Raw genomic sequence first — 22,472 nt, 5'->3', positions numbered from 1 at the left:
CTGCATCGATGGCCAGCGCCGCTTTTCGGATTGGCCCCGGGTTGGCTCCGGGGCGCTCTGAATGGCTTACAGGTTGTAGCCGCGCTCGTTGTGCAGGCTGAGGTCGAGGCCGACGGTCTCCTGCTCCTCGTTGACCCGCAGCCCCATCACCAGATCGATCGCCTTGAGGATCAGGTAGGTGACGATGCCGGTGTACACCAAGGTGAACAGCACGCCCTTGAACTGAATCCACAGCTGCAGGCCGATGTTCTCCACCTCGCCGAAGCCACCCAGCATGGGCGCGGCGAAGATGCCGGTGAGCAGCGCACCGACGATGCCGCCCACGCCGTGCACACCGAAGGCGTCCAGCGAATCGTCGTAGCCGAGCTTGCGTTTCAGGCTGGTGGCGCAGAAGAAGCAGACCACACCCGAGACCAGACCGATGATCAGCGCGCCCATCGGGCCGACGGTGCCGGCAGCCGGCGTGATGGCGACCAGACCGGCGACCACGCCCGAGGCGATGCCCAGCGCGCTGGGTTTGCCGTGCCCGATCCACTCGGCGAACATCCAGCCCAGCGCCGCGGCTGCAGTAGCGATCTGGGTTACCAGCATGGCCATGCCGGCGGTGCCGTTGGCGGCCACGGCGGAGCCGGCGTTGAAGCCGAACCAGCCGATCCACAGCATCGCCGCGCCGACCAGGGTCAGCCCCAGGTTGTGCGGTGCCATCGGCGTGGTCGGGAAGCCCTTGCGCTTGCCCAGCACTAGGCAGGCGACCAGACCAGCGATGCCGGCGTTGATGTGCACCACGGTGCCACCGGCGAAATCCAGCACGCCCCAGTCCCACATCAGGCCACCGTCACCGCCCCAGACCATATGCGCGATCGGCGCATAGACCAAGGTGAACCAGACGCCCATGAACACCAGCATCGCCGAGAACTTCATGCGCTCGGCGAAGGCGCCGACGATGAGCGCCGGGGTGATGATGGCGAAGGTCATCTGGAAGGTGATGAAGACGCTTTCCGGGAACGCGCCGATCAGGCTGTCAGGCGTCAGGCCGCTGAGGAAGGCACGATCCAGACCGCCGACGAAGGAATTGAAGTTGGTGACGCCCGCTTCCATACCGGTGGTATCGAACGCGAGGCTGTAGCCATAGACCATCCAGAGGATGCTCATCAGGCCGGTGATGGCGAAGCACTGCATCATCACCGAGAGGATGTTCTTCGAGCGGACCATGCCGCCGTAGAACAGCGCCAGCCCGGGGATGGTCATGAACAGCACCAGCGCAGTGGCCGTAAGCATCCATGCCGTATCGCCTGAATCCAGCGTCGCCTCCTGCGCCAAGGCGATGCCTGGGCTTATCAGAGACAAAAGGGCTCCTAGCCCTGCGAATCTTCGCAGAGTCATGGTTTTACTCCTGGGGCGTGGGGGTTCGGAGGTGCTGCTTAAATCGCGTCGGTATCGGTTTCGCCGGTACGGATGCGGATAGCCTGTTCCAGGTTGACCACGAAGATCTTGCCGTCACCGATCTTGCCGGTGTTGGCCGCCTTGGTGATGGCCTCGATGACGCGATCGAGCTGATCGTCGGCGATGGCCACGTCGATCTTTACCTTCGGCAGGAAGTCGACGACGTATTCGGCACCGCGATACAGCTCGGTGTGGCCCTTCTGACGACCGAAGCCTTTGACTTCGGTCACGGTGATGCCCTGTACGCCAATTTCCGACAGCGACTCGCGCACGTCGTCCAGCTTGAACGGCTTGATGATGGCAGTGACTAGTTTCATGAAAACTTCTCCCGTTTAGGTGGACTTGCCCCAGAAGTACGAACCCGGCTCAAGTCTAAGCTCAGTGTCTGGCTGTTGTAACGCTCCGGCTTCAGCCGGGCCGCGGACCGACACCACCAATCTCTCCGACGAAGCGTCGCGAATCGCTCATGCACCGCAACGAACCGGTGCGTGCGTCAACGGGAGCAAAGCAGAATCAATGCCAGCTTTGCGCAAGCCGCTTGCTACGCGGGTTCAGCCGCAAACGAAGCGGCCCGACGGACGGTTCCGCCTGATGAACGCACAGAAATGGTGCGCAGCTGCACCAGGCTCTGCTCATTTTTTGTGCGCCACCTGCAAGAAAGGCAGAAAAATCACCGTGCTACACTGCGCCCCGTTCAACGACAGGTGTTTTCAATGTTGCCGCCAAAAGCTTTCCTAGATGCCATCGGCTCCCAGGCCTCGCGCCTGTTCAACGGCGAGACGCCGCTGCCGCGTGGCGAGTTCGAAGCCCAGCTCAAGGGTGTGGTGCAGGGCGCACTGAACAAGCTCGACGTGGTCAGCCGCGACGAATTCGACAGCCAGATGGTGGTGCTCGCCCGCACCCGCGCACGCCTGGAGGCGCTCGAAGCCAAGGTTGCCGAACTGGAAGAAAAGCTCACGCCGCCCGCGTCCTGACAGACCGGGCCGCGACACGATCAAAGGAGTGATCGCATGTCCCTGGCCATCGTTCATAGCCGCGCGCAGATCGGCGTCGAAGCGCCGGCGGTGACCGTCGAAGCCCATCTGGCCAACGGTCTGCCGGCGCTGACCCTGGTCGGCCTGCCGGAAACCGCGGTCAAGGAAAGCAAGGATCGCGTGCGCAGCGCCATCCTCAGCTCCGGCTTCGATTTTCCCGCACGACGCATCACCCTCAACCTCGCCCCCGCCGACCTGCCCAAGGACGGTGGCCGCTTCGACCTGTCCATTGCCCTGGGCATCCTTGCCGCCAGCGGCCAGCTGCCCAACGAGCGGCTGGACAAACTGGAGTGCCTGGGCGAGTTGGCCCTGTCCGGCGCCTTGCGCCCGGTGCAGGGTGTGCTGCCGGCCGCCCTTGCCGCACGTGCCGCCGACCGTGCGCTGCTGGTGCCGCGGGCCAACGCCGAGGAAGCCAGCCTCGCCTCGGGCCTCACCGTCTATGCCGCCGAACACTTGCTCGAGGTCGCCGCGCACTTCAACGGCGTCACGCCACTCGAGCCCTATGTTGCCCAGGGCCTGCTGCGGCAGGTCCAGCCTTACCCTGACCTGGCCGACGTGCAGGGCCAGCAGGCGGCCAAGCGCGGCCTGCTGATCGCCGCGGCCGGTGCGCACAACCTGCTGTTTTCCGGGCCACCCGGTACCGGCAAGACGCTGCTGGCCAGCCGCCTGCCCGGCCTGTTGCCGCCGCTGGACGAACAGGAGGCACTGGAAGTCGCCGCCATCCATTCGGTGGCCAGCCACAGCCCTCTGGAGCATTGGCCGCAACGCCCATTCCGCCAGCCCCATCACAGTGCATCAGGGCCGGCGCTGGTCGGTGGCGGCAGCCGCCCGCAGCCGGGTGAAATCACCCTGGCGCATCAGGGTGTGCTGTTTCTCGACGAACTGCCGGAGTTCGATCGCAAGGTACTCGAGGTCCTGCGCGAGCCGCTGGAATCCGGCCATATCGTCATCGCCCGGGCCCGCGACAAGGTGCGTTTTCCGGCGCGCTTTCAGCTCGTCGCGGCAATGAATCCCTGCCCCTGTGGCTACCTGGGCGACCCCAACGGACGCTGCCGCTGCACGCCGGAGCAGATCCAGCGCTACCGCAACAAGCTCTCCGGGCCGCTGCTCGACCGCATCGACCTGCACCTGACCGTGGCGCGCGAAGCAACCGCCCTCAACGCACCGCCGCAGACCGGCCAGAGCAGCGCAGTACTGGCCGCGCAGGTCGCCCAGGCACGGCAGCGGCAACTCGCCCGTCAGGGCTGCGCCAACGCCTTTCTCGATCTGGCCGGCCTGCGCCAGCACTGCCAGCTGACCACCGAGGACCAGGCCTGGCTGGAACGCGCCTGCGAACGCCTGGCGCTGTCGTTGCGCGCCGCGCACCGCCTGCTCAAGGTGGCGCGCACCCTCGCCGATATGGAACAGGCCGAGCGAATCAGCCGTCAGCACCTTGCCGAAGCGCTGCAGTACCGGCCCGGCAGTCAAGCCTGAACCTACTCTAGCCCGGGCTTCGTTGCGCATCGATCGGCTGCGGACAACCAGCATCCTTTGCGGTCTGTGTTAAGTTGGATGGCTTTCGCCACAGGCGGCCACTCCCCAGACACAACCCGAAGGAGCGCAGCATGGAGGCAAAACAGCCCTCGTCCTCTCACCTCAACGCCCCGGTCTTCTACGGCTCGGCGGTCATCATCCTGGCGCTGGTTATCTACAGCGTCGCCTTCCAGAGCCACGCGCAAACGCTATTCGGCGATACTCAGGCCTGGATCATCGCCAACGTCAGCTGGCTCTACATCCTCGCTGTCGCACTCATCCTGCTGATGGTGGTGCTGCTGGCTTTCAGTCGTTACGGCGACATCAAGCTCGGCCCGGATCACAGTGAGCCGGACTACAGCGCCCTGACCTGGTTCGCCATGCTGTTCTCGGCCGGCATGGGCATCGGCCTGATGTTCTTCGGTGTGGCCGAACCGGTGATGCATTTCCTTTCGCCGCCGACGGGCGAAGGCGGCACGGTCCTCGCCGCTCGCGACGCCATGAAGATCACCTTCTTCCACTGGGGCCTGCATGCCTGGTCGATCTACGCCATCGTGGCGATGATCCTGGCCTACTTCGCCTACCGCCACGGCCTGCCACTGACCCTGCGCTCGGCGCTCTACCCGCTGATCGGCGAACGCATCCACGGACCGATCGGGCACGCCGTGGACATCTTCGCCATCATCGGCACGGTGCTCGGCGTCGCCACCTCGCTGGGCCTGGGCGTCACCCAGATCAACACCGGACTCAACCACCTGTACGGATTGCCGATATCGGTGCCGGTGCAGATCGGCCTGATCGTCGCCACTACACTGCTGGCGACGATTTCAGTGGTAACCGGCCTGGACAAGGGTGTGCGCCGGCTGTCGGAGCTGAACCTTTCGCTGGCCGCGCTGCTGATGCTGCTGGTGCTGGTCGCCGGGCCGACGGTGTTCATCCTGCAGACCTTCGTGCAGAACACCGGCAGCTACCTGTCGGACATCGTCGACAAGACCTTCAACCTCTACGCCTACGAACCGAACGACTGGATCGGCGGCTGGACGCTGTTCTACTGGGGCTGGTGGCTGGCCTGGTCGCCCTTCGTCGGCCTGTTCATCGCGCGCATCTCGCGCGGCCGGACGATCCGCGAGTTCGTCACCGGCGTGCTGCTGGTGCCGACCGCCTTCACCCTGCTGTGGATGACCGTGTTCGGTGATACCGCCATCCACATGATTCTCTGGGAACACGTGAGCAGTCTCGGCGAGGCCATCGAGCAGGACAGTTCGCTGGCGCTGTTCGCCTTCCTCGAGCACTTCCCTTTCTCGGCCTTCATCTCGCTGATCGCGATCATCATGGTGGTGGTGTTCTTCGTCACCTCGGCCGACTCCGGCGCACTGGTGGTGGACATGCTCGCCTCCGGTGGCAAGCAGGGCACGCCGGTCTGGCAGCGCATCTTCTGGGCCGCCTCAATGGGCGGCGTGGCCATCGCGCTGTTGCTGGCCGACGGTCTGACCGCACTGCAAACGGCGACCATCGCCAGCGCCCTGCCCTTCACCGTCGCCCTGCTCTGCTCGATGTGGGGCCTGCTCAAGGCGCTTCGCCTGGACGCCACCAAGCAGGGCCTGCGTTACCAGGCGCTGAGCATCTCGCCGAGTGCTGCGCCGACCGCCGGCGGCTGGCAACGGCGGCTGCGCACGCTGATGCTGTTTCCGCGGCGCGCCCATGTGGTGCGCTTCATCGCCGAAGTGGTGCGCCCGGCCTACGAGGCCATCGCCGAGGAGATGCGCAAGCAGGGCTACGAGGTCGAGATCAGCGAAGGTGAGGACCGCCGCCTGCGCTTCGAGATCGCCCACGAAGGTGAACCGGACTTCATCTACGAGGTGCGCCCACGCGCCTACGCCATGCCCAGCTTCGTGGTGACCACCAGCGAGGACGACGAGCGTGAAGACCGCAAGTACTTCCGTGCCGAGGTGCATCTCAAGGAAGGCGGGCAGGATTACGACGTGATGGGCTGGAGCCGTGAGGACGTGATCGGCGACATCCTCGGCCAGTACGAGAAGCACATGCACTTCCTGCACATGGTCCGCTGAGGCGGACCGGGTTCCGCCGAGCGCTTCGGCTCAGTGCGTCAGGCCCGCAGCCTGGCGCTCGGCGTTCATGAAGCTCATCAGCTCGGCCAGCGGCAACGGCTGGCTGACCAGATAGCCCTGCACCTGCTGCGCACCAAACTGGCGCAGCAGCTCCAGTTGCTCAGCGGTTTCGACCCCCTCGGCGACCACTTGCAGCCCCAGTTCGCGGGCCAGGCCGATCATTGCCCGTACCAGCTGCATCTTCTCGGGGCGCGCGATCATCCCGGCGACGAAACTCTTGTCGACCTTCAGCAGGGTGATCGGCAGGCTGGACAGATGCACGAAAGACGAGAAACCGGTGCCGAAGTCATCCAGCGAGAAGCGCACGCCCAGCTGACCGAGTGCGACCATGGCACTGCGGACCTGCTCGCTGCGGCGCATCACGGCGGTTTCGGTGAGCTCGAACTCCAGCCAGTGTGGATCGATGGCGCGCTCGTCGATCAGCCGCGTCAGCGTCGGCAATAGCTGGCTATCCTGGAATTGCCGGAACGACAGGTTGACCGCCATGTGCAGCGAGTCCGCACCCTGCTCGTGCAGGCTCTGCAGGTCGCGCAGGGCGCGGGCGATGACCCAGTAGCCGAGCGGCACGATCAGTCCACTCTCCTCGGCCATGGGAATGAAGGCATCCGGCGCCAGCAGGCCGCGCTCGGGATGCAGCCAGCGCACCAGTGCCTCAAGCCCGACGACGCGGCCACTGTCCAGGCACAGGCGTGGCTGGTAGTGCAGCTCCAGCTCGCCGCGGCGCAACGCCCGGCGCAGTTCACCCTCCTGATCGGCCAGGCTGCGCGCGCTGCGGCTGACGTGCTCGTCGTACAGGCACCAAGTGCAGCCCTGGCTCGCCTTGGCCTGCCGCATGGCCAGCTGCGCGTGCCAGAGCAGCGCGTCGGCCGACGTCCCGGCAGTGGCTCGCGCCAGCCCGAGGCTACATCCGAGCATCAGGCTCTCGCCGTCCACCCAGTAGGGCTCGGCCAGTGCCTCGACGATGCGATCAGCAATCGCGTCGGCGCGGCCGCTGTCGTCGCGGGTATCGAGCAGCAGCGCGAACTCGTCGCCACCCAGCCGGGCCAGCACGTCGCCCGCCTCCAGCTGCGCCTTGAGCCGGGCGACCACCTGCAGGATCAGGCGATCCCCGGCCTCGTGACCGAGGGCGTCGTTGACATGGCGGAAATTGTCCAGATCCAGATAGCCGAGCTCGAGCCCCTGGCCACTGTGCTCGCTCAGGGCATCGAGTAGCTGCGCCTGAAAGCCCTGGCGATTGGCGATGCCGGTGTGCGGGTCGCGCACCGCAAGCTTCTGAAGGGTGCCCTGCAGGTTGCAGCGTTCACGAACGTAGCGCAGGCAACGGCGCAGCACCTCGGCGCTGAGCTGGTCGACCACCAGCCAGTCGACCGCGCCTTCAGGGGGTTCTTCCGGCTCCTCGTCGAGCAGCAGGATCAGCGGCCAGGGGAAGCGCCCGGGCGCCGGCCGGCATTGCGGCGTTGCCAGAACCAGGCAGGGCGATTCGAGCTGCTTGCTGACGGTCTGCCAGTCCGACGCCACGATCAGCTGTTCGGCGTGGGCCGAACCCTTCAGGCAGGCGCGCAGCCGCACCGCCCAGTCGGGCCGGTGCGCCAACAGCAACAGTGGCATGGGTTGGGCGGGCGCTGGCAAGCGGCCTCCGGACTCTAGAGCTAGTTGAAGACACCAATGGTCTCCGATCTCACCATTCCCTGTGCGACCACCCAGCATCCTGCCGCGCGACAAGACTAATCGATTCTTGCCGATAGCCAAGCCCCGAGCGCGACGATCGGCGTTTTATTGCCGCCGTAACGCGCCTGCATGACCCTTTCGGCCTGTTAAACTCGCGCCCCCGTTTCGAACGACCTGAACGACATGTCCCGACTCAACCCTCGGCAGCAGGAAGCCGTGAACTACGTCGGCGGCCCCCTGCTGGTGCTCGCCGGTGCCGGCTCCGGCAAGACCAGCGTGATCACCCGCAAGATCGCCTATCTCGTACAGCAATGCGGCATCCAGGCCCGCCACATCGTCGCCATGACCTTCACCAACAAGGCCGCGCGCGAGATGAAGGAGCGCGTCGGCACGCTGCTCAAGGGCAGCGAGGCGCGCGGGCTGACCGTGTCCACCTTCCACAACCTGGGCATGAACATCATCCGCAAGGAATACGCGCGCCTGGGCTACAAGCCCGGTTTCTCGATCTTCGATGACGGCGACATCAAGGCGCTGCTCACCGACATCATGCAGAAGGAGTATTCCGGCGACGACGGTGCCGACGAGATCAAGAACCTGATCGACAGCTGGAAGAACGACCTGATCCTGCCCGACGAGGCCCTGGCCAACGCCCGCGGGCCGAAGGAGCAGACCGCCGCCATCGTCTACCTGCACTACCAGCGCACGCTCAAGGCGTACAACGCGGTGGATTTCAACGACCTGATCCTGCTGCCGGTAAAGCTCTTCCAGGAGCACGCCGACATTCTGGAAAAATGGCAGAACCGCATCCGCTACCTGCTAGTGGACGAATACCAGGACACCAACGCCAGCCAGTACCTGCTGGTCAAATTGCTGGTGGGCATGCGCAACCAGTTCACCGTGGTCGGCGACGACGACCAGTCGATCTATGCCTGGCGTGGCGCGCGTCCGGAAAACCTGATGCTGCTGAAGGAGGATTACCCGTCGCTGAAGGTGGTGATGCTGGAGCAAAACTACCGCTCCACCAGCCGCATCTTGAAGTGCGCCAACATCCTCATCGCCAACAACCCGCACGTGTTCGAGAAGCAGCTGTGGTCGGAGATGGGCCATGGCGACGAGATCCGAGTGATCCGCACGCGCAACGAGGATGCCGAGTGCGAGCGCGTGGCGCTGGAGATCCTCACCGAGCACCTGCGTACCCAGCGTCCCTACAGCGACTTCGCCATCCTCTACCGCGGCAACTACCAGGCCAAGCTGATGGAGCTGAAACTGCAGCACCACCAGATTCCCTATCGCCTGTCCGGCGGCACCAGCTTCTTCGCCCGCCAGGAGGTGAAGGACCTGATGAGCTACTTCCGCCTCCTGGTCAACCCGGACGACGACAACGCCTTCCTGCGGGTGATCAACGTGCCGCGCCGCGAGATCGGCTCCACCACCTTGGAAAAGCTCGGCAACTACGCCAGCGAGCGCGGCATCTCGATGTACGCCGCGTCCGACGAGATCGGCCTCGGCGCGCATCTCGACAGCCGTTACGCCGAGCGCCTGGCGCGCTTCAAGCACTGGATGGACAACGTGCGCCAGCAGTGCGTGGTCAACGACCCGATCGCCGCCATCCGCAGCATGGTGATGGACATCGACTACGAGAACTGGCTCAGGCAGAACGCCTCCAGCGACAAGGTGGCCGACGCGCGCATGGGCAACGTCTGGTTCCTCGTCGACGCGCTGAAGAGCACGCTGGAGAAAGACGAAGACGGCGACATGACCATCGAGGACGCCATCGGCAAGCTGGTGCTGCGCGACATGCTCGAGCGCCAGCAGGAAGAGGAAGAAGGCGCCGAGGGCGTGCAGATGATGACCATGCACGCCTCCAAGGGCCTGGAATTTCCCTCGGTGTACATCATCGGCTTCGAGGAAGAAATCCTGCCGCACCGCTCCAGCATCGAGGCCGACACCATCGAGGAAGAGCGGCGCCTGGCCTACGTCGGCATCACCCGCGCCAAGCGCAACCTGGCACTGACCTTTGCCGCCAAACGCAAGCAGTACGGCGAGGTGATCGACTGCACGCCGAGCCGCTTCCTCGACGAACTGCCGCCCGAAGACCTGGTCTGGGAAGGCGGGGAAGAGGCGCCGGTCGAGGTGAAAGCGGCGCGCGGCAACGACGCGCTGGCGGCGATGCGGGCGATGCTCAAGCGCTGACGGCTCGCTGCGCCGATCTTTTTTTCGCGGCCGGTTTGAATCCCGTAACCCGGCCGCGGCATGCTGGTGGCGTCGCGGTTACGGGAGGGTCCGGATGTATCACGGTGAACGCTTCAATGCCTGGACGCACCTGGTCGGGGCGCTGCTGGCTTGCCTCGGCGCAATCTGGCTGCTGGTGCTCGCCGCGCTCGACGGCTCGCCGGCAAAGATCGTCAGCGTGGCGATCTACGGCCTGAGCCTGATCCTGCTCTACAGCATCTCGACGCTCTACCACAGCCTGCGCGGGCGGGCGAAGGTGGTCATGCGCAAGCTCGACCACCTGTCGATCTACCTCTTGATCGCCGGCAGCTACACGCCGTTCTGTCTGGTCACCCTCGCTGGCGCCTGGGGCTGGACGCTGTTCGGCATCGTCTGGGGTCTCGCGGTGATCGGCATGCTGCAAGAGATCAAGCCGCGCTCCGAAGCTCGGGTGCTGTCACTGGTGATCTACGCGGTGATGGGCTGGGTCGTGCTGGTGGCGGTCAAGCCGCTGTTCGCCGCCCTGGGCGGCGCCGGTTTCAGCTGGTTGCTGGCCGGCGGCATCTGCTACACGGTGGGCGTCGTCTTCTTCGTTTTCGACGACCGCTTCCGGCACTGGCACGGCATCTGGCACATCTTCGTGATGGTCGGCAGCCTGCTGCACTTCATCGCCATTCTGTTCTACGTGCTCTGATCGGCCTCCAGCGCCGCCGCGCTGCCGAGCACCGCCTCCAGTTCGCGTGCAGCGGCACGCAGCCGTGGCACGAATGCCAGCAGCTGCGCCATCGAACAGCGGATCACCGGCGCGTGGCTGAACAGGCAGGCGAGCAGCTCGCCGTCGGATGCTCGTACCGGCACCGCACAGGCGACCATGCCGTCGATGAACTCCTCGCAGTCGGTGCCCAGCTGCTCTTCCCGCACCCGCGCCAGGTCGTCACGCAGCGCGCTGAGGTCGGTCAGGGTGTTGCGCGCCATCCGTTGCAGCGGCAGGCGCGGCAGCACCCGTTCCAGTTGCTCCGGCGGCAGCGAGGCCAGATAGAGCTTGCCGCTGGCGGTGCACCAGAGCGGCGTGTGGCTGCCGATCGGCAGGTTGATCTGCAGCGGCCAGTTGGTCTGCACCCGATCGAAATAGAGCATGTCCAGCCCGTCCGGGATGGCCAGCCCGCAGGTCTCGCCGATGGCCTCGGAGAGCTGGCGCAGGATTGCCTGGCGCAGCGCCTTGTGCCGGCTGCTGCGCAGGGTGTTCAACGCCGCGACATGCAGGCGCTCGCCCGGCAGCAGCCCGCCACGCAGACCGAACTGCAGGAAGCCTTCCTTTTCCAGCGTCTGCACCAGCCGGTGCGCGCTGGCCTTGGGGATGTCCAGGCGCTCGGCCAGCGCGGTCGGGCTGAGCGGCTCCTTCGCCGCCGCCACCGCTTCGATGATTTCCAGCACGCGGGTGATGGAAGAGCCTTTCTCGCGGGGAGTGCTGCGCATCGTCTGCCTTGTCGTTCGATGAAGATGGACGCCCCACAGGGCGCCCGGGAGTGTAGCGACCGGCACCGCCAGTGCAACGGTACCGCGCGGGTCACTTCATGGTCGGCATGGCGAAGTCGGCGCCGGCACGGATACCGGTGGGCCAGCGCCGGGTCACGGTTTTCATCCGGGTGAAGAAACGCACCCCATCCGGGCCGTGCATGTTCAGCGGGCCGAACACCGAGCGCTTCCAGCCGCCGAAGCAGTGGAAGGCCATCGGCACCGGAATCGGCACGTTGACGCCAACCATGCCGACCTTGACGTTCTCCTCGAACTGCCGCGCGGTGTCGCCGTCACGGGTGAAGATCGAGGTGCCGTTGCCGAACTCGTGGTCGTTGATCAGTTGCAGCGCCTCGTCGAACGACGCAACCCGCACCACGGCCAGCACCGGACCGAAGATTTCCTCGCGGTAGATGCGCATGTCTGGCGTGACCCGATCGAACAGCGTCGGGCCGACATAGAAGCCGTTCTCGTGGCCCTCGACCTTGATGCTGCGACCGTCGCAGACCAGCGTTGCGCCCTCTTCCACGCCCAGATCGATGTAGCCGTTGACCTTCTGCTGGTGCTCGCGGGTCACCAGCGGACCCATGTGCGGCTCGGGCTCGACGCCCAGGCCCGGGCCGGTGCGCATCTGGCTGATTTCGCCTTTGAGCATCTCGACCAGCTTGTCAGCCACCTCGTCGCCGACGCACACCGCCACCGAGATCGCCATGCAGCGCTCGCCGGCCGAGCCGTAGGCTGCGCCCATCAGCGAGCTGACCACCTGCTGCGGATCGGCGTCGGGCATCACCACCATATGGTTCTTCGCTCCGCCCAGCGCCTGGCAGCGCTTGCCGTGGGCCGAGGCGGTGGCATAGATGTATTCGGCGATCGGTGTCGAGCCGACGAAGCTGACCGATTGCACCCGCTCATCGGTGAGCAGCACGTCCACCGCTTCCTTGTCGCCGTTGACGATGTTCAGCACACCAGCCGGCAGCCCCGCCTCGGCCAGCAGTTCGCCGATCAGCATCGTCGCGCTGGGGTCCTTTTCCGAGGGCTTCAAGACGAAGGTGTTACCGCAGGCGATGGCCACCGGCAGCATCCACAGCGGCACCATGGCCGGGAAGTTGAACGGGGTGATCCCGGCGCAGACACCCAGCGGCTGCATCAGCGAGTTCGAATCGATGTCGCGGCCGACGTTGGAAGAAAACTCGCCTTTGAGCAGATGCGGGATGCCGCAGGCGAACTCCACCACTTCCAGCCCGCGGGTGACTTCGCCCTGAGCGTCGGAAAACACCTTGCCGTGCTCGCTGGTGATCAAGCGGGCGACGTCGTCGCGGCGGCGCTCGAGCAGTTCCTTGAAGCGGAACATGACCCTCGCGCGCACCAGCGGCGGCGTCTTCGACCAGCCGTCGAAGGCGGCCTGGGCAGCGGCGATAGCCTCGCGGGTCTCGTCCGCCGAGGACAGCGAGACATACAGGCGCGGCTCGCCGGTGGCCGGGTTGTAGACGGTGGCATGGCGCTCGGAGCGGCCGGCGACGGCCTCGTTGTTGATCAGGTTGCCGAGGGTCTGCATGGCTTCACTCCTGGTTCCAGACGGTTTCGTAGAGGTCGATGATTTCCGCTTCGGTGGGCACGCGCGGGTTGTTGCCTGGCGAGCCGGAGGCCAGCGCCTGACGCGCCATGGTCGCGCGCAACTCGAAGAAGCGTTCGCGGGCGATGCCGAACTGCTCCGGGCTCGGCACCTTCAGTTCCTGATTGATCGCCCGCAGCTCGGCAAGCAGCTTGTCGTTCGCCACCTCGACGCTGTCGGTCTGTGCAGCGACGCCCATGGCCTGCGCGCAGTCGGCGTAGCGCTCCGGCGCAGCGGGAATCGAGAAGGCGGTGATGGCCGGCAGCAGCATGGCGTTGGACAGCCCGTGCGGCACATGAAAGAAGGCACCGATCGGCCGGCTCATGCCATGCACCAGCGCCACCGAGGCGTTGGAGAAGGCGATCCCGGCCAGGGTCGCGCCGAGCATCATGGCCTCGCGGGCGGCGCGGTTGCCCGGCTGGTGGAAGGCTGCACGCAGGTTCGGCGCCAGCAGGCGCATGGCTTCCAGCGCCTGAGAGTCGCTGTAGAGGCTGGCCTTGCGGCTGACATAGGCCTCGATGGCGTGGGTCAGCGCGTCGATGCCGGTGTCGGCGGTGACCCGCGGCGGCAGCGAGAGGGTCAGTTCGTAGTCGATCAGCGCGGCGATGGGCATGAAGCCGAGGCCCGCGCAGAGCATTTTCTCGTCGCTGGTCTCGTCGGTGATGATGGTGAAACGCGTCGCCTCCGAGCCGGTACCGGCGGTGGTGGGGATGGCGATGAGCGGCAGGCCGGCTTCGCTGACATCGCGCGGGAAGCGGTAGTCGCGCATCTCGCCGCCGAATTTGCCGAGGATGCCGATGGCCTTGGCCGAATCGATCGGGCTGCCACCGCCGAGGGCGACGATGGAATCGAAATCACCCTGGCGGACCATCTCCACGCCGGCACGAATGGAGGCAGCGGTGGGTTCGGGCAGGGTATCGGCGAAGCACTGGCTGGCGATGCCGGCCTCTTCCAGCTGGCCGGCGATGCGCGCGACATAGCCGAGCTCGACCATCATGCGGTCGGTGACGATCAGCGGGCGACTGCAGCCAAGTTCCTGCAACACGCGGGCGAGTTGCCCGCTGGCGCCAGCGCCGACTTCCATCAGACGCGGCAGGACGATGCGGTGGCTCATGAGCATTCTCCGAGGTGGGCCGCCTGAGACATGGAGGCTTCTTATTATGAGACTTTATGTCTCACTATCGAGTCTGGAGAGTAGAAAGCGAATGGGTAGACGTCAACAAAAAACGAGACCGATGGTCTCGTTTTATTCTTTGCCTAGACACTTTCGATCAAGCAGAACCCCGCCGATAGCGCTCCGCTGCTGCGGCCAGTCGCTCAGCGCGTGCCTGTACCTGCGCGCGGGTCTCCGAATTGCCCAGCCCCTGCAGGTCGACGTCGACGTTGAGCAGCACGGCATCGACACAGGCGACCAGCAACAGGACGGCAGCCTCGACGTCGCACCGTAGCGCGGGTTCGACCAGCGGCACGGCACGCTCGGCTATGCCCAGCGCCTCGACACAGGCATGGGCTGTGGCCAGCGGCACGGCACACGCCTGGCGCGCCGCCGAGGACGCCAAGCGATCATCGTGCTGATCCTTGAGCACCTCGCGGAACACCGCCACATCGTCGTCGGCAAAGGCACCTGGACGGCCGAGCAGTGCCCGCGCCTCGTCGAGCAACGCGCTGCAGCGGTCATCGTCGCGCTGCCTCGCCGAGACCCGCAGCGCCTTGACGATCAACGCTACGGCGAGGTCCGCGGTCACCGCCGCGACCGCGCCGCAGCCGGGCAGGGCGCGCTCGGCCACGGCATTGCGAAACTGCGCGAGGGGCAGTTGCCAGAGCCCCTGCCCCACACCAGGTCGGCCGGTGTCGGTCATCCGGCGTTGGCGCCTTGCCAGTGCAGCAGCACATCGAGCATGCGGTTGGAGAAGCCCCACTCGTTGTCGTACCAGGCCATCACCTTGACCAGTTCACCCTGCACGCGGGTCTGGCTGAGGTCGGCGACGCAGGAGGCGGGATAGCCGTTGAAGTCGCAGGACACCAGCGCCTCGTCGTTGCACTCCATCACACCGGCCGACAGCTTCTGCGCACCGTCGCGCAGGATCTGGTTGATCGCCTCGACGCTTGCCGGCGCGTTCTCGGCGATGAAGGTCAGGTCCACCAGCGAGACGTTCGGCGTCGGCACACGCACCGACAACCCATCCAGCCGCCCGGCCAGTTCCGGAAGCACCAGGCCGATGGCCTTGGCCGCACCGGTGGTGGACGGAATCATCGACAGCCCGGCGGCGCGGGCTCGATAAAGGTCCTTATGCGCCTTGTCCAGCAGGTTCTGGTCGTTGGTGTAGGAGTGCACGGTGTTGAGCAGCCCCTGGCGGATGCCGACCGCCTCGTGCAACACCTTGGCCAGCGGTGCCAGGCAATTGGTGGTGCACGAGGCGTTGGAGATCACCCGCTGGTCGGCCAGCAGCTGATGGTTCACGCCGTAGACCACGGTCAGGTCGCCGCCATCCAGCGGATGCGAGGCGAACACCCGGCCGGCACCGGCCTGCAGGTGCTGCTCGATGGCCGCGCGCTGCTTGAACTTGCCGGTGCACTCGAGCACCACATCGACGCCCAGCTCCTTCCACGGCAGCTGGGTGGCGTCGCGTTCGGCCAGCAGGCGAATGGACTGACCGCGCACCACCATCGAGTCGCCCTCGAGCGTCACCGGCTCGGGAAAACGACCGAAGGTCGAGTCGAAACGGGTCAGGTGCACCAGCGTGTTGTGTTCGCTGAGGTCGTTGATGGCGACCACCTGCAGCTGATTCTGCAGTCCGCGCTCGAACAGCGCGCGCACCACCGCGCGACCGATACGCCCATACCCATTGATGGCAATACGCAGCATGGCAAATCTCCTCGGAGGGGTTGAAAGTCAGTCGTTAGCTTAGGCGCAGTATCCACCCTTGCGTTCTCCATGAGCCGACCCGGATCAAGAGAAGTGGCGAACCCGTGCCCCGCTTGCCAGTCGTATGGCTGACAAGGCGGCGCCCCGTGGCTGCCGCACCTCAGACGAATCAGGGGGTACGCAGCATGAGCGAGACGACCCGAATGCCGTGGTGGAAGGGCGCGACCGTTTATCAGATCTACCCGCGATCCTTCGCCGACAGCAACGGCGACGGCATCGGCGACCTCGGGGGTGTGCTGCGCCACCTCGACTACCTCAAGCGGCTGGGTGTCGATGTGCTGTGGCTGTCGCCGATCTTCCGCTCGCCAATGGCCGACGCCGGCTACGACATCAGCGACTACTGCGACATCGACCCGCTGTTCGGCTCGCTGGCCGACATCGACCGGCTGATCGCAGAAGCCCACGCCCGCGATATCCGCGTGCTGCTGGACTTCGTGCCCAATCACACCTCGGACGAGCATCCCTGGTTCGTCGAGTCACGCAGCTCGCGGGACAACCCCAAGCGCGACTGGTACATCTGGCGCGACCAGCCGAACAACTGGCGCGCCGCGCTGGGTGCCGGCAGCGCCTGGACCTGGGACGAACACACCCAGCAGTACTACCTGCACCTGTTCCTGGCCAAGCAGCCGGACCTGAACTGGCGCAACCCCGAGGTGGTCGCGGCCATGCACGACGTGCTGCGCTTCTGGCTCGATCGCGGCATCGATGGTTTTCGCATCGACGTCATTCACTGCACCGGCAAGGACGAAAGCTTCACCGACGACCCGCGTTGCCAGGCCGGCCAGCCGCTGTCGGACTTCAACGACCAGCCCTATAGCCATGAAGTACTGCGCGGCCTGCGCCGGCTGGTCGACAGCTATCCCGGCGACCGCATGCTGGTCGGCGAGGTGAACATCCGCTCCACCGAACGTGTGCTGCAGTACTACGGCGCCGGCGACGAGCTGCACCTGGCCTTCAACTTCAACCCGCTCGATGCGCCCTGGGACCCGGTGCTGTTTCGCACCTGCATCCGCGAGGTACAGCACTGGCTGCAACCCGCCGGCGCCTGGCCGACCTGGGTGCTGTCGAACCACGACAACGTGCGCCAGCGCAGCCGTTACCAGGGCTCGGAGCGCGCCGCCCGGGCTGCCGCGGTACTGCTGCTGACGTTGCGCGGCACGCCGTTCATCTACCAGGGGGAGGAACTGGGGCTGGAGGATGCGCTGATCACGGCCGAAACCCGTGTCGATCCGGGTGGCCGCGATGGCTGCCGGGCACCGATTCCCTGGCAGGCCGAACCACCCCACGGCTGGGATGGCGCCAAGCCCTGGCTGCCCTTTCCACCCGAAGCGGACGAGCTGGCGGCGGAGCGGCAGACCGGCGCGGCGAACTCGATGTTCGCGCTCTACCAGCGCCTGCTAGCCGCGCGCAAGGCCAGCCCGGCATTACATCACGGCGACTTCGAAGAACTGCGCTCGCATCCCGAAGTACTGGCCTACCGCCGACAGCAGGGCGAGGACTGCCGGCTGGTCTGCATCAACTTCGCCGATCACGAACATGTCTTCGCGCAGACCGGGCACTGGCGGGTGGAGATCGCCAGTGATGGCATTGGCGAAGGCGAACCCTTCACTGGCACCCTGATGGCCGGGCAGGCATTGGTCCTGCATCCGGCGGAGAGCTGAGCATGCGCCCACTCTGGTATCGCAACGCGGTGATCTATCAGGTCGACCCGGCCCTGTTCCGCGACAGCAACGGCGACGGCTGCGGCGACCTGCGCGGCATCACCGAACGGCTGGACTACATCCGCGGCCTGGGTGCCACCGCGGTGTGGATCATGCCCTGCTACGCTTCGCCGTTCCGCGATGCCGGCTACGACGTCACCGACCACCTGCAGATCGCCCCGCGTTTCGGCGACCTGGCCGACATGGTCGCGCTGCTGGAAAAAGCCGAGGAGCTGGGCCTGCACGTGATCGTCGAACTGCTGGTGCAGCACACCTCCAGCGAGCACAAGTGGTTCCAGGAGGCGCGCCGCGACCGCAACTCGCCGTACCGCGACTATTACATCTGGGCCGACGAGCCGGACGACTCCATCGAGCCGATCTTTCCCACCGTCGAGGACAGCGTCTGGACCTGGGACGAGGAAGCCGGCCAGTACTATCGCCACCTGTTCTACAAGCACGAACCCGATCTGGACCTGACCAACCCGCGGGTGATTCACGAGATCGAGCGGATCATGTCGTTCTGGCTGCGCCTGGGCGTATCCGGCTTTCGCATCGACGCCGCGGTGCACATGGTGCGCCAGGCCGGCGGCGGCGACCTGAAAAAGGGCTACTGGCTGCTCGAGCACATGCGCGACTTCGTCACCATGCGCCGCCCTGAAACCGTGCTGCTCGGGGAGATCGACACCGACCCGGAGAAGTACATCGAGTACTTCGGTGACGAGGCCGACCGCGTCACCCTGCTGCTGGATTTCTGGACCAACAACCATTTCTTCCTCGCGCTGGCTCGGCAAACGGCCGAGCCGCTGGTCCGCGCCCTGAACAGCCAGCCGCTGCCACCGAGCCATTCGCAGTACGCGCTGTGGATTCGCAACCATGACGAGCTGAGCCTGGATCGGCTGGAGGAGGATGAGCGCACCGAGGTCATGGACACCTTCGCCCCCGATCCGAAGATGCGCGCCTACAACCGCGGCATCCGCCGAAGGCTCGCGCCCATGCTCGAGGGCGATGAGCGCCGGATAGCAGCGACCCACGCCCTGCTCTTCTCCTTGCCCGGCACACCGATCATCCGTTACGGCGAGGAGATCGGCATGGGCGACGACATGGAGCGCCCCGAACGCGAGGCCGTGCGCACGCCGATGCAGTGGTCCAACGAGCCCAACGCCGGTTTTTCCTGCACCACCGGCGAGCTGGCTGCGCCTTTGATCGATGAAGGCCCGTTCACCTACGAGAAGATCAACGTGTTCGCCCAGACCCTGCGCAGCGACTCGCTGATGGCGCGCACCGGCAACATGGTCCGCACCCGCATCGGCCTGCGCGAGATCGGCATCGGCGAGCGCCAGACCGTCGAGATCGACGATCCGGCGGTGTTCGCCATCCGCCACGACAACGGCTCCACCGTGCTCATGCTGGTCAATCTCGCCGACCGGGAAACCACGGTCGAGATCACCGACGACGATCTGCAGGACATGGTCGACGTGCTCGCCGACTGCGACTACGACCAGCCGGAAGGCACACCGCTGCAGGTTCGCCTCGGGCCGTACGGCTACCGCTGGCTGCGGCGCAAGCAGCAACTGTTCGGATAGGAGCGACCCATGATTCTCGACGCAACGCAGTGGCGTGCCTGGCACGGCGATGACTTTCCCGAGGGCAGCTGGTACCGCGACGCGGAGCAGCTGTGCGCCATCGTCGGCGCGCCGCGGATCGACCTGATCTCCCGCGAGCGTTACGCCGACTTCATCCTGCGCTTCGAATACGCATTGCCGGTCGGCGGCAATTCCGGGGTGTTCTACCGCGTCGACGAGGCTGCCGAACTCGCCTGGCACAGCGGGCCGGAAATGCAGCTGCTGGACGACGCCGTGCATCCCGACGGCGCCGAGCCGACTACCCGCAACGGCGCGCTTTATGGACTGCTGGCCACTCAGCAGGAGACGCCGATCGAACCGGGCAGCTTCATGGACGGCGCGTTGCTGGTGCGCGGCATGGAGGTCGAACACTGGCTGGACAACCGCATGGTGCTGGGTTATCGCCTGGACGACCCGGCACTGCGCACATTGATCGGCGCCAGCAAGTTCGCCGACAAGCCCCTGTATGCACCGGCCGGCGCCGGCCATATCGTGCTGCAGCACCACGGCGAGGCCGTGCGCTTTCGCCGCCTGTCGATCGAACCGCTCAGCTGAACGTCGCCCTTGGATCGGCGCGGCGAATTGAGCGAGAATGCGCGGCTTTTCCAGGCTGCGAAACGCAGTGACGGCAGAAGCGCCAACGCGCCGAGCGTCAGGCAAGCCGCGGCCGCCCACGCTTGAGGTAGCGTTCGTGGAACAGCTGAAAGAGAAGATTCGCAGTCAGGGCATCGTGCTTTCCGACCGGGTGTTGAAGGTCGACGCGTTCCTCAACCACCAGATCGATCCAGTACTGATGCAGGCCATCGGTCGTGAATTCGCCCGTCGCTTCCGCGATGACGGCATCACCAAGATCGTCACCATCGAGGCCTCGGGCATCGCGCCGGCGGTAATGGCCGGCCTGGAGCTGGGCGTGCCGGTGATCTTCGCCCGCAAGCATCAATCGCTGACCCTGCAGGACAACCTGCTCACGGCGACCGTCTATTCGTTCACCAAGCAGGTGGAAAGCACCATCGCCGTGTCGACACAGCATCTCTCGCCGAACGACCGCGTGCTGATCATCGATGACTTCCTGGCCAACGGCAAAGCCGCCAAGGGCCTGATCTCGATCATCAATCAGGCCGGGGCCAGCATCGCCGGCCTCGGTATCGTCATCGAGAAGTCCTTCCAGACAGGGCGCAAGGAACTGGAAGAAGCCGGCTACCGCGTCGAGTCACTGGCCCGGGTCGCCTCGCTGGCCGATGGCGCGGTGCAGTTCATCGACTGAACGCGATCTGCGCATGCACCGTTCATGAGGCGACCGGCGCGGCCTTCCCGCGCCACAGCGTCACCAGCGCACCCTGCGTGCCGGCCAGCGGATCGCTGACGGGCACGCCGACGCGGGCAATGCGCGCCTTCGAGGCGTCATGACTGGCCGTATCGGGGCGCTGCATGTCGTACTGCTGATCCACCGGATAGCCGGCCACCACCTGAAAATCCTCGCTGGCCTCCAGTGCGCAATGCCCGGTGCCGGCCGGCAGCACCAGCGCATCGCCGGCACGCAGTTCGACTTCCTCGCCATGCTCCCCACCGAGCATCAGCCGTGCCCAGCCGCTGGCCACGCCGAGCACTTCGTGGGCAGTGGAATGGTAATGGTGGTAGTCGTAAACCGTCCCGCGCCAGGACGACGGCCAGAGATGGCTGTCGAACAACCGCTCGAACGCCTCTGCCGGACTTGGCCCTGCCAAGGGCAGCTGACGATAGATCAGCACCGGGTGCGGGCTGTTGGGCGTGCGCCCGTCACTGGTAAGCTGCAACTGTTCGGGATGCGGCGCGGTACTGGGCATGCGGGCCTCCTTCTCGGGTCGATGAATCGGCCAGGCGGCCGTATCAGTTTTGACTCGAGACGCTCGCGCTTTGCTCCCGCCAGAAACGACAAAGCCGCCCGGAGGCGGCTTTGCTGATGACGCGGCGCTCGATCAGAGGCCGGACATGTGCTGGATGGCGGCCTTCAGCTCGTCATCGGAGCAGTCGCCACAGGTGCCTTTCGGCGGCATGGCGTTGATACCGCTGATGGCGTGCTTGAGCAGGCCGTCCAGACCACCGGCGGCATCGGCACGGGCCGACCAGGCGGCGGTATCGCCAGTCTTCGGCGCGTTCAGCAGGCCAGAGCCATGGCAGGCAGTGCAGAACTTGCCGTACACATCGGAACCGCTACGGGCGGCACCACCAGCGGCGACGGCAGCGCCGGCACCAGCGGCTGCGCATTCTTCACCTTGGATACATACTTCGCCCACCGGCTTGAGGCGCTCGGCGATTGCTTCGTCGGTCGCAGCCTGAGCGCTCATTGCCCACAGGGCCAATACGGCAGTCTGTGCTACCAGGATCTTCTTAATCAGGTTCACCTTACACCCTCATTGTGGCTAGACACGCCCGCGGCCACGGTATCGCGAGCGGCGGTCAGTATAACGGCAAGCCATGCCGGCCGAAACAATACGAAAGGCCCGAGGATTCCCAGCGACGCTTTGTCGCATCGCAACTTTCGGACGAACCTAGGCCGGTAGTGGTTAAAAGTTGGCCGGTGTCGTCGCGCTGATCAACCGCGCCGGCGCGTCGAACGGATTGCGAAAACGATGCGGCTTGGCGCTCTCGAAGTAGTAGCTGTCGCCGCTCTCCAGCACGTAGACCTGACCATTCACGGTCAATTCGAGACGCCCTTCGACCAGCATGCCGGCCTCTTCGCCCTGATGCGAGAGCATGTCCATTCCGGTGTCGGAGCCGGGCGGATAGGTCTCGTCGAGAAAGGCGATGGCACGTCCCGGGTGCGCCTTGCCCACCAGCTTCATGCTCACCGCCCCGTCCGAGATATCGATCAGCTCGCCAGCCTTGTAGACCACCTGGGTATCGCTGTCCTGATCGAAGTCGGGCGAGAAAAACTCCACCAGCGACATCGGGATGCCGCCCAGTACCTTTTTCAACGAGCTGATCGACGGGCTGACGCTGTTCTTCTCGATCATGGAAATGGTGCTGTTGGTCACGCCTGCGCGCTTGGCGAGTTCACGCTGGGACAGGCCCTTGAGCTTACGGATGGTTTGCAGTCGAACGCCGACGTCCAATACGGGAG

20 protein-coding genes are annotated in these 22,472 nt (G+C 65.6%); 9 read left to right on the top strand and 11 right to left on the bottom strand.

Translation table 11 applies throughout. The features are described 5' to 3' along the window. Positions 1 to 66: 66 nt before the first annotated feature. Together OUY36_RS02935 and glnK are read right to left on the bottom strand one after the other, a co-directional pair. Positions 67 to 1,383: an ammonium transporter gene (locus OUY36_RS02935; RefSeq protein WP_267936720.1), complete on the bottom strand. Its 1,317-nt coding sequence runs from the start codon at positions 1,381 to 1,383 to the stop codon at positions 67 to 69. A 38-nt stretch (positions 1,384 to 1,421) separates the two neighbouring features. Further along, on the bottom strand, positions 1,422 to 1,760 hold the full coding sequence (gene glnK / locus OUY36_RS02930; RefSeq protein WP_003096476.1) for a P-II family nitrogen regulator: 339 nt from the start codon (positions 1,758 to 1,760) through the stop codon (positions 1,422 to 1,424). A gap of 396 nt (positions 1,761 to 2,156) precedes the next feature. Between glnK and OUY36_RS02925 the strand changes: the two genes are divergently transcribed. The 3 genes from OUY36_RS02925 to OUY36_RS02915 all read left to right on the top strand — a co-directional run bounded on the left by OUY36_RS02925 (position 2,157) and on the right by OUY36_RS02915 (position 6,058). Further along, a complete protein-coding gene (locus tag OUY36_RS02925; RefSeq protein ID WP_013981620.1) occupies positions 2,157 to 2,417 on the top strand; it encodes an accessory factor UbiK family protein in 261 nt (86 codons plus the stop codon). 36 nt (positions 2,418 to 2,453) lie between these two features. Next, positions 2,454 to 3,950: a YifB family Mg chelatase-like AAA ATPase gene (locus OUY36_RS02920; protein ID WP_267936717.1), complete on the top strand. Its 1,497-nt coding sequence runs from the start codon at positions 2,454 to 2,456 to the stop codon at positions 3,948 to 3,950. Between the two features lie 131 nt (positions 3,951 to 4,081). Beyond that, positions 4,082 to 6,058 (top strand): BCCT family transporter, encoded by a 1,977-nt coding sequence (locus OUY36_RS02915; RefSeq protein ID WP_152480766.1) that lies wholly within the window; start codon positions 4,082 to 4,084, stop codon positions 6,056 to 6,058. A gap of 30 nt (positions 6,059 to 6,088) precedes the next feature. Here OUY36_RS02915 and OUY36_RS02910 read toward each other — a convergent pair whose 3' ends face one another. Then, entirely contained in the window at positions 6,089 to 7,726 is a 1,638-nt protein-coding gene (locus OUY36_RS02910) for a putative bifunctional diguanylate cyclase/phosphodiesterase (RefSeq protein WP_267938266.1), read from the bottom strand. A 243-nt stretch (positions 7,727 to 7,969) separates the two neighbouring features. Here OUY36_RS02910 and rep point away from each other — a divergent pair, with 243 nt between their 5' ends. Both rep and trhA read left to right on the top strand, forming a co-directional pair. After that, the gene (rep, locus tag OUY36_RS02905) at positions 7,970 to 9,979 is read left to right on the top strand and encodes a DNA helicase Rep (protein ID WP_102839547.1); all 2,010 of its coding nucleotides are present in this window, start codon (positions 7,970 to 7,972) and stop codon (positions 9,977 to 9,979) included. A 94-nt stretch (positions 9,980 to 10,073) separates the two neighbouring features. Then, positions 10,074 to 10,691 carry a PAQR family membrane homeostasis protein TrhA gene (gene trhA / locus OUY36_RS02900; protein ID WP_267936713.1) on the top strand — a complete coding sequence of 206 codons (618 nt, stop codon included), beginning with the start codon at positions 10,074 to 10,076 and terminating at the stop codon, positions 10,689 to 10,691. Here trhA and OUY36_RS02895 read toward each other — a convergent pair. The 5 genes from OUY36_RS02895 to gap all read right to left on the bottom strand — a co-directional run bounded on the left by OUY36_RS02895 (position 10,679) and on the right by gap (position 15,990). Next, positions 10,679 to 11,473, bottom strand: a complete 795-nt coding sequence (locus tag OUY36_RS02895) for an IclR family transcriptional regulator (protein WP_267936711.1) — start codon at positions 11,471 to 11,473, stop codon at positions 10,679 to 10,681. The genes trhA and OUY36_RS02895 overlap by 13 nt on opposite strands. A 91-nt stretch (positions 11,474 to 11,564) precedes the next feature. Continuing rightward, positions 11,565 to 13,067 (bottom strand): CoA-acylating methylmalonate-semialdehyde dehydrogenase, encoded by a 1,503-nt coding sequence (locus OUY36_RS02890; protein ID WP_156245516.1) that lies wholly within the window; start codon positions 13,065 to 13,067, stop codon positions 11,565 to 11,567. A gap of 4 nt (positions 13,068 to 13,071) precedes the next feature. Then, positions 13,072 to 14,238 (bottom strand): iron-containing alcohol dehydrogenase, encoded by a 1,167-nt coding sequence (locus OUY36_RS02885; RefSeq protein ID WP_156245515.1) that lies wholly within the window; start codon positions 14,236 to 14,238, stop codon positions 13,072 to 13,074. Positions 14,239 to 14,395: 157 nt separating this feature from the next. Further along, entirely contained in the window at positions 14,396 to 14,983 is a 588-nt protein-coding gene (locus OUY36_RS02880) for a cyclodeaminase/cyclohydrolase family protein (protein WP_267936707.1), read from the bottom strand. Further along, entirely contained in the window at positions 14,980 to 15,990 is a 1,011-nt protein-coding gene (gene gap / locus OUY36_RS02875; protein ID WP_267936705.1) for a type I glyceraldehyde-3-phosphate dehydrogenase, read from the bottom strand. The genes OUY36_RS02880 and gap overlap by 4 nt, the downstream gene beginning before the upstream one ends. 185 nt (positions 15,991 to 16,175) lie before the next feature. Here gap and OUY36_RS02870 point away from each other — a divergent pair, with 185 nt between their 5' ends. The 4 genes from OUY36_RS02870 (at position 16,176) to OUY36_RS02855 (ending at position 20,636) form a co-directional block, all read left to right on the top strand. After that, positions 16,176 to 17,711 carry an alpha-amylase family glycosyl hydrolase gene (locus tag OUY36_RS02870; protein ID WP_267936703.1) on the top strand — a complete coding sequence of 512 codons (1,536 nt, stop codon included), beginning with the start codon at positions 16,176 to 16,178 and terminating at the stop codon, positions 17,709 to 17,711. Positions 17,712 to 17,713: 2 nt separating this feature from the next. Next, the gene (locus tag OUY36_RS02865; RefSeq protein WP_267936701.1) at positions 17,714 to 19,333 is read left to right on the top strand and encodes an alpha-amylase family protein; all 1,620 of its coding nucleotides are present in this window, start codon (positions 17,714 to 17,716) and stop codon (positions 19,331 to 19,333) included. Between the two features lie 9 nt (positions 19,334 to 19,342). After that, complete coding sequence (locus OUY36_RS02860) at positions 19,343 to 19,927, top strand: 3-keto-disaccharide hydrolase (RefSeq protein WP_267936699.1); 585 nt, start codon at positions 19,343 to 19,345, stop codon at positions 19,925 to 19,927. Between the two features lie 136 nt (positions 19,928 to 20,063). Next, on the top strand, positions 20,064 to 20,636 hold the full coding sequence (locus OUY36_RS02855; RefSeq protein WP_020306740.1) for a xanthine phosphoribosyltransferase: 573 nt from the start codon (positions 20,064 to 20,066) through the stop codon (positions 20,634 to 20,636). Between the two features lie 22 nt (positions 20,637 to 20,658). On the opposite strand, the gene OUY36_RS02850 is transcribed toward OUY36_RS02855, so the two are convergent. The 3 genes from OUY36_RS02850 to OUY36_RS02840 form a co-directional block, all read right to left on the bottom strand. Then, positions 20,659 to 21,195 carry a cupin domain-containing protein gene (locus OUY36_RS02850; protein WP_267936697.1) on the bottom strand — a complete coding sequence of 179 codons (537 nt, stop codon included), beginning with the start codon at positions 21,193 to 21,195 and terminating at the stop codon, positions 20,659 to 20,661. Positions 21,196 to 21,327: 132 nt separating this feature from the next. After that, positions 21,328 to 21,753, bottom strand: coding sequence for a c-type cytochrome (locus OUY36_RS02845; protein WP_020306742.1), 426 nt, complete (start codon positions 21,751 to 21,753; stop codon positions 21,328 to 21,330). Between the two features lie 162 nt (positions 21,754 to 21,915). Further along, a complete protein-coding gene (locus OUY36_RS02840; protein WP_020306743.1) occupies positions 21,916 to 22,464 on the bottom strand; it encodes a cupin domain-containing protein in 549 nt (182 codons plus the stop codon). Positions 22,465 to 22,472 lie beyond the last annotated feature (8 nt).

Origin of the sequence: Stutzerimonas sp. R40042 (assembly GCF_026642215.1) — a bacterium.
In the GTDB taxonomy this organism is placed as follows: Bacteria; Pseudomonadota; Gammaproteobacteria; order Pseudomonadales; family Pseudomonadaceae; genus Stutzerimonas; species Stutzerimonas frequens.
The sequence above is the reverse complement of the archived record's forward strand: the minus strand, read 5'-3'. Positions and strand labels throughout refer to the sequence as shown.

Coding starts and splice junctions, on each gene's coding strand:
- OUY36_RS02935 (WP_267936720.1), bottom strand. CDS start 1,383: ATGACTCTGCGAAGATTCGCAGGGCTAGGAGCCCTTTTGTCTCTGATA.
- glnK (WP_003096476.1), bottom strand. CDS start 1,760: ATGAAACTAGTCACTGCCATCATCAAGCCGTTCAAGCTGGACGACGTG.
- OUY36_RS02925 (WP_013981620.1), top strand. CDS start 2,157: ATGTTGCCGCCAAAAGCTTTCCTAGATGCCATCGGCTCCCAGGCCTCG.
- OUY36_RS02920 (WP_267936717.1), top strand. CDS start 2,454: ATGTCCCTGGCCATCGTTCATAGCCGCGCGCAGATCGGCGTCGAAGCG.
- OUY36_RS02915 (WP_152480766.1), top strand. CDS start 4,082: ATGGAGGCAAAACAGCCCTCGTCCTCTCACCTCAACGCCCCGGTCTTC.
- OUY36_RS02910 (WP_267938266.1), bottom strand. CDS start 7,726: ATGCCACTGTTGCTGTTGGCGCACCGGCCCGACTGGGCGGTGCGGCTG.
- rep (WP_102839547.1), top strand. CDS start 7,970: ATGTCCCGACTCAACCCTCGGCAGCAGGAAGCCGTGAACTACGTCGGC.
- trhA (WP_267936713.1), top strand. CDS start 10,074: ATGTATCACGGTGAACGCTTCAATGCCTGGACGCACCTGGTCGGGGCG.
- OUY36_RS02895 (WP_267936711.1), bottom strand. CDS start 11,473: ATGCGCAGCACTCCCCGCGAGAAAGGCTCTTCCATCACCCGCGTGCTG.
- OUY36_RS02890 (WP_156245516.1), bottom strand. CDS start 13,067: ATGCAGACCCTCGGCAACCTGATCAACAACGAGGCCGTCGCCGGCCGC.
- OUY36_RS02885 (WP_156245515.1), bottom strand. CDS start 14,238: ATGAGCCACCGCATCGTCCTGCCGCGTCTGATGGAAGTCGGCGCTGGC.
- OUY36_RS02880 (WP_267936707.1), bottom strand. CDS start 14,983: ATGACCGACACCGGCCGACCTGGTGTGGGGCAGGGGCTCTGGCAACTG.
- gap (WP_267936705.1), bottom strand. CDS start 15,990: ATGCTGCGTATTGCCATCAATGGGTATGGGCGTATCGGTCGCGCGGTG.
- OUY36_RS02870 (WP_267936703.1), top strand. CDS start 16,176: ATGAGCGAGACGACCCGAATGCCGTGGTGGAAGGGCGCGACCGTTTAT.
- OUY36_RS02865 (WP_267936701.1), top strand. CDS start 17,714: ATGCGCCCACTCTGGTATCGCAACGCGGTGATCTATCAGGTCGACCCG.
- OUY36_RS02860 (WP_267936699.1), top strand. CDS start 19,343: ATGATTCTCGACGCAACGCAGTGGCGTGCCTGGCACGGCGATGACTTT.
- OUY36_RS02850 (WP_267936697.1), bottom strand. CDS start 21,195: ATGCCCAGTACCGCGCCGCATCCCGAACAGTTGCAGCTTACCAGTGAC.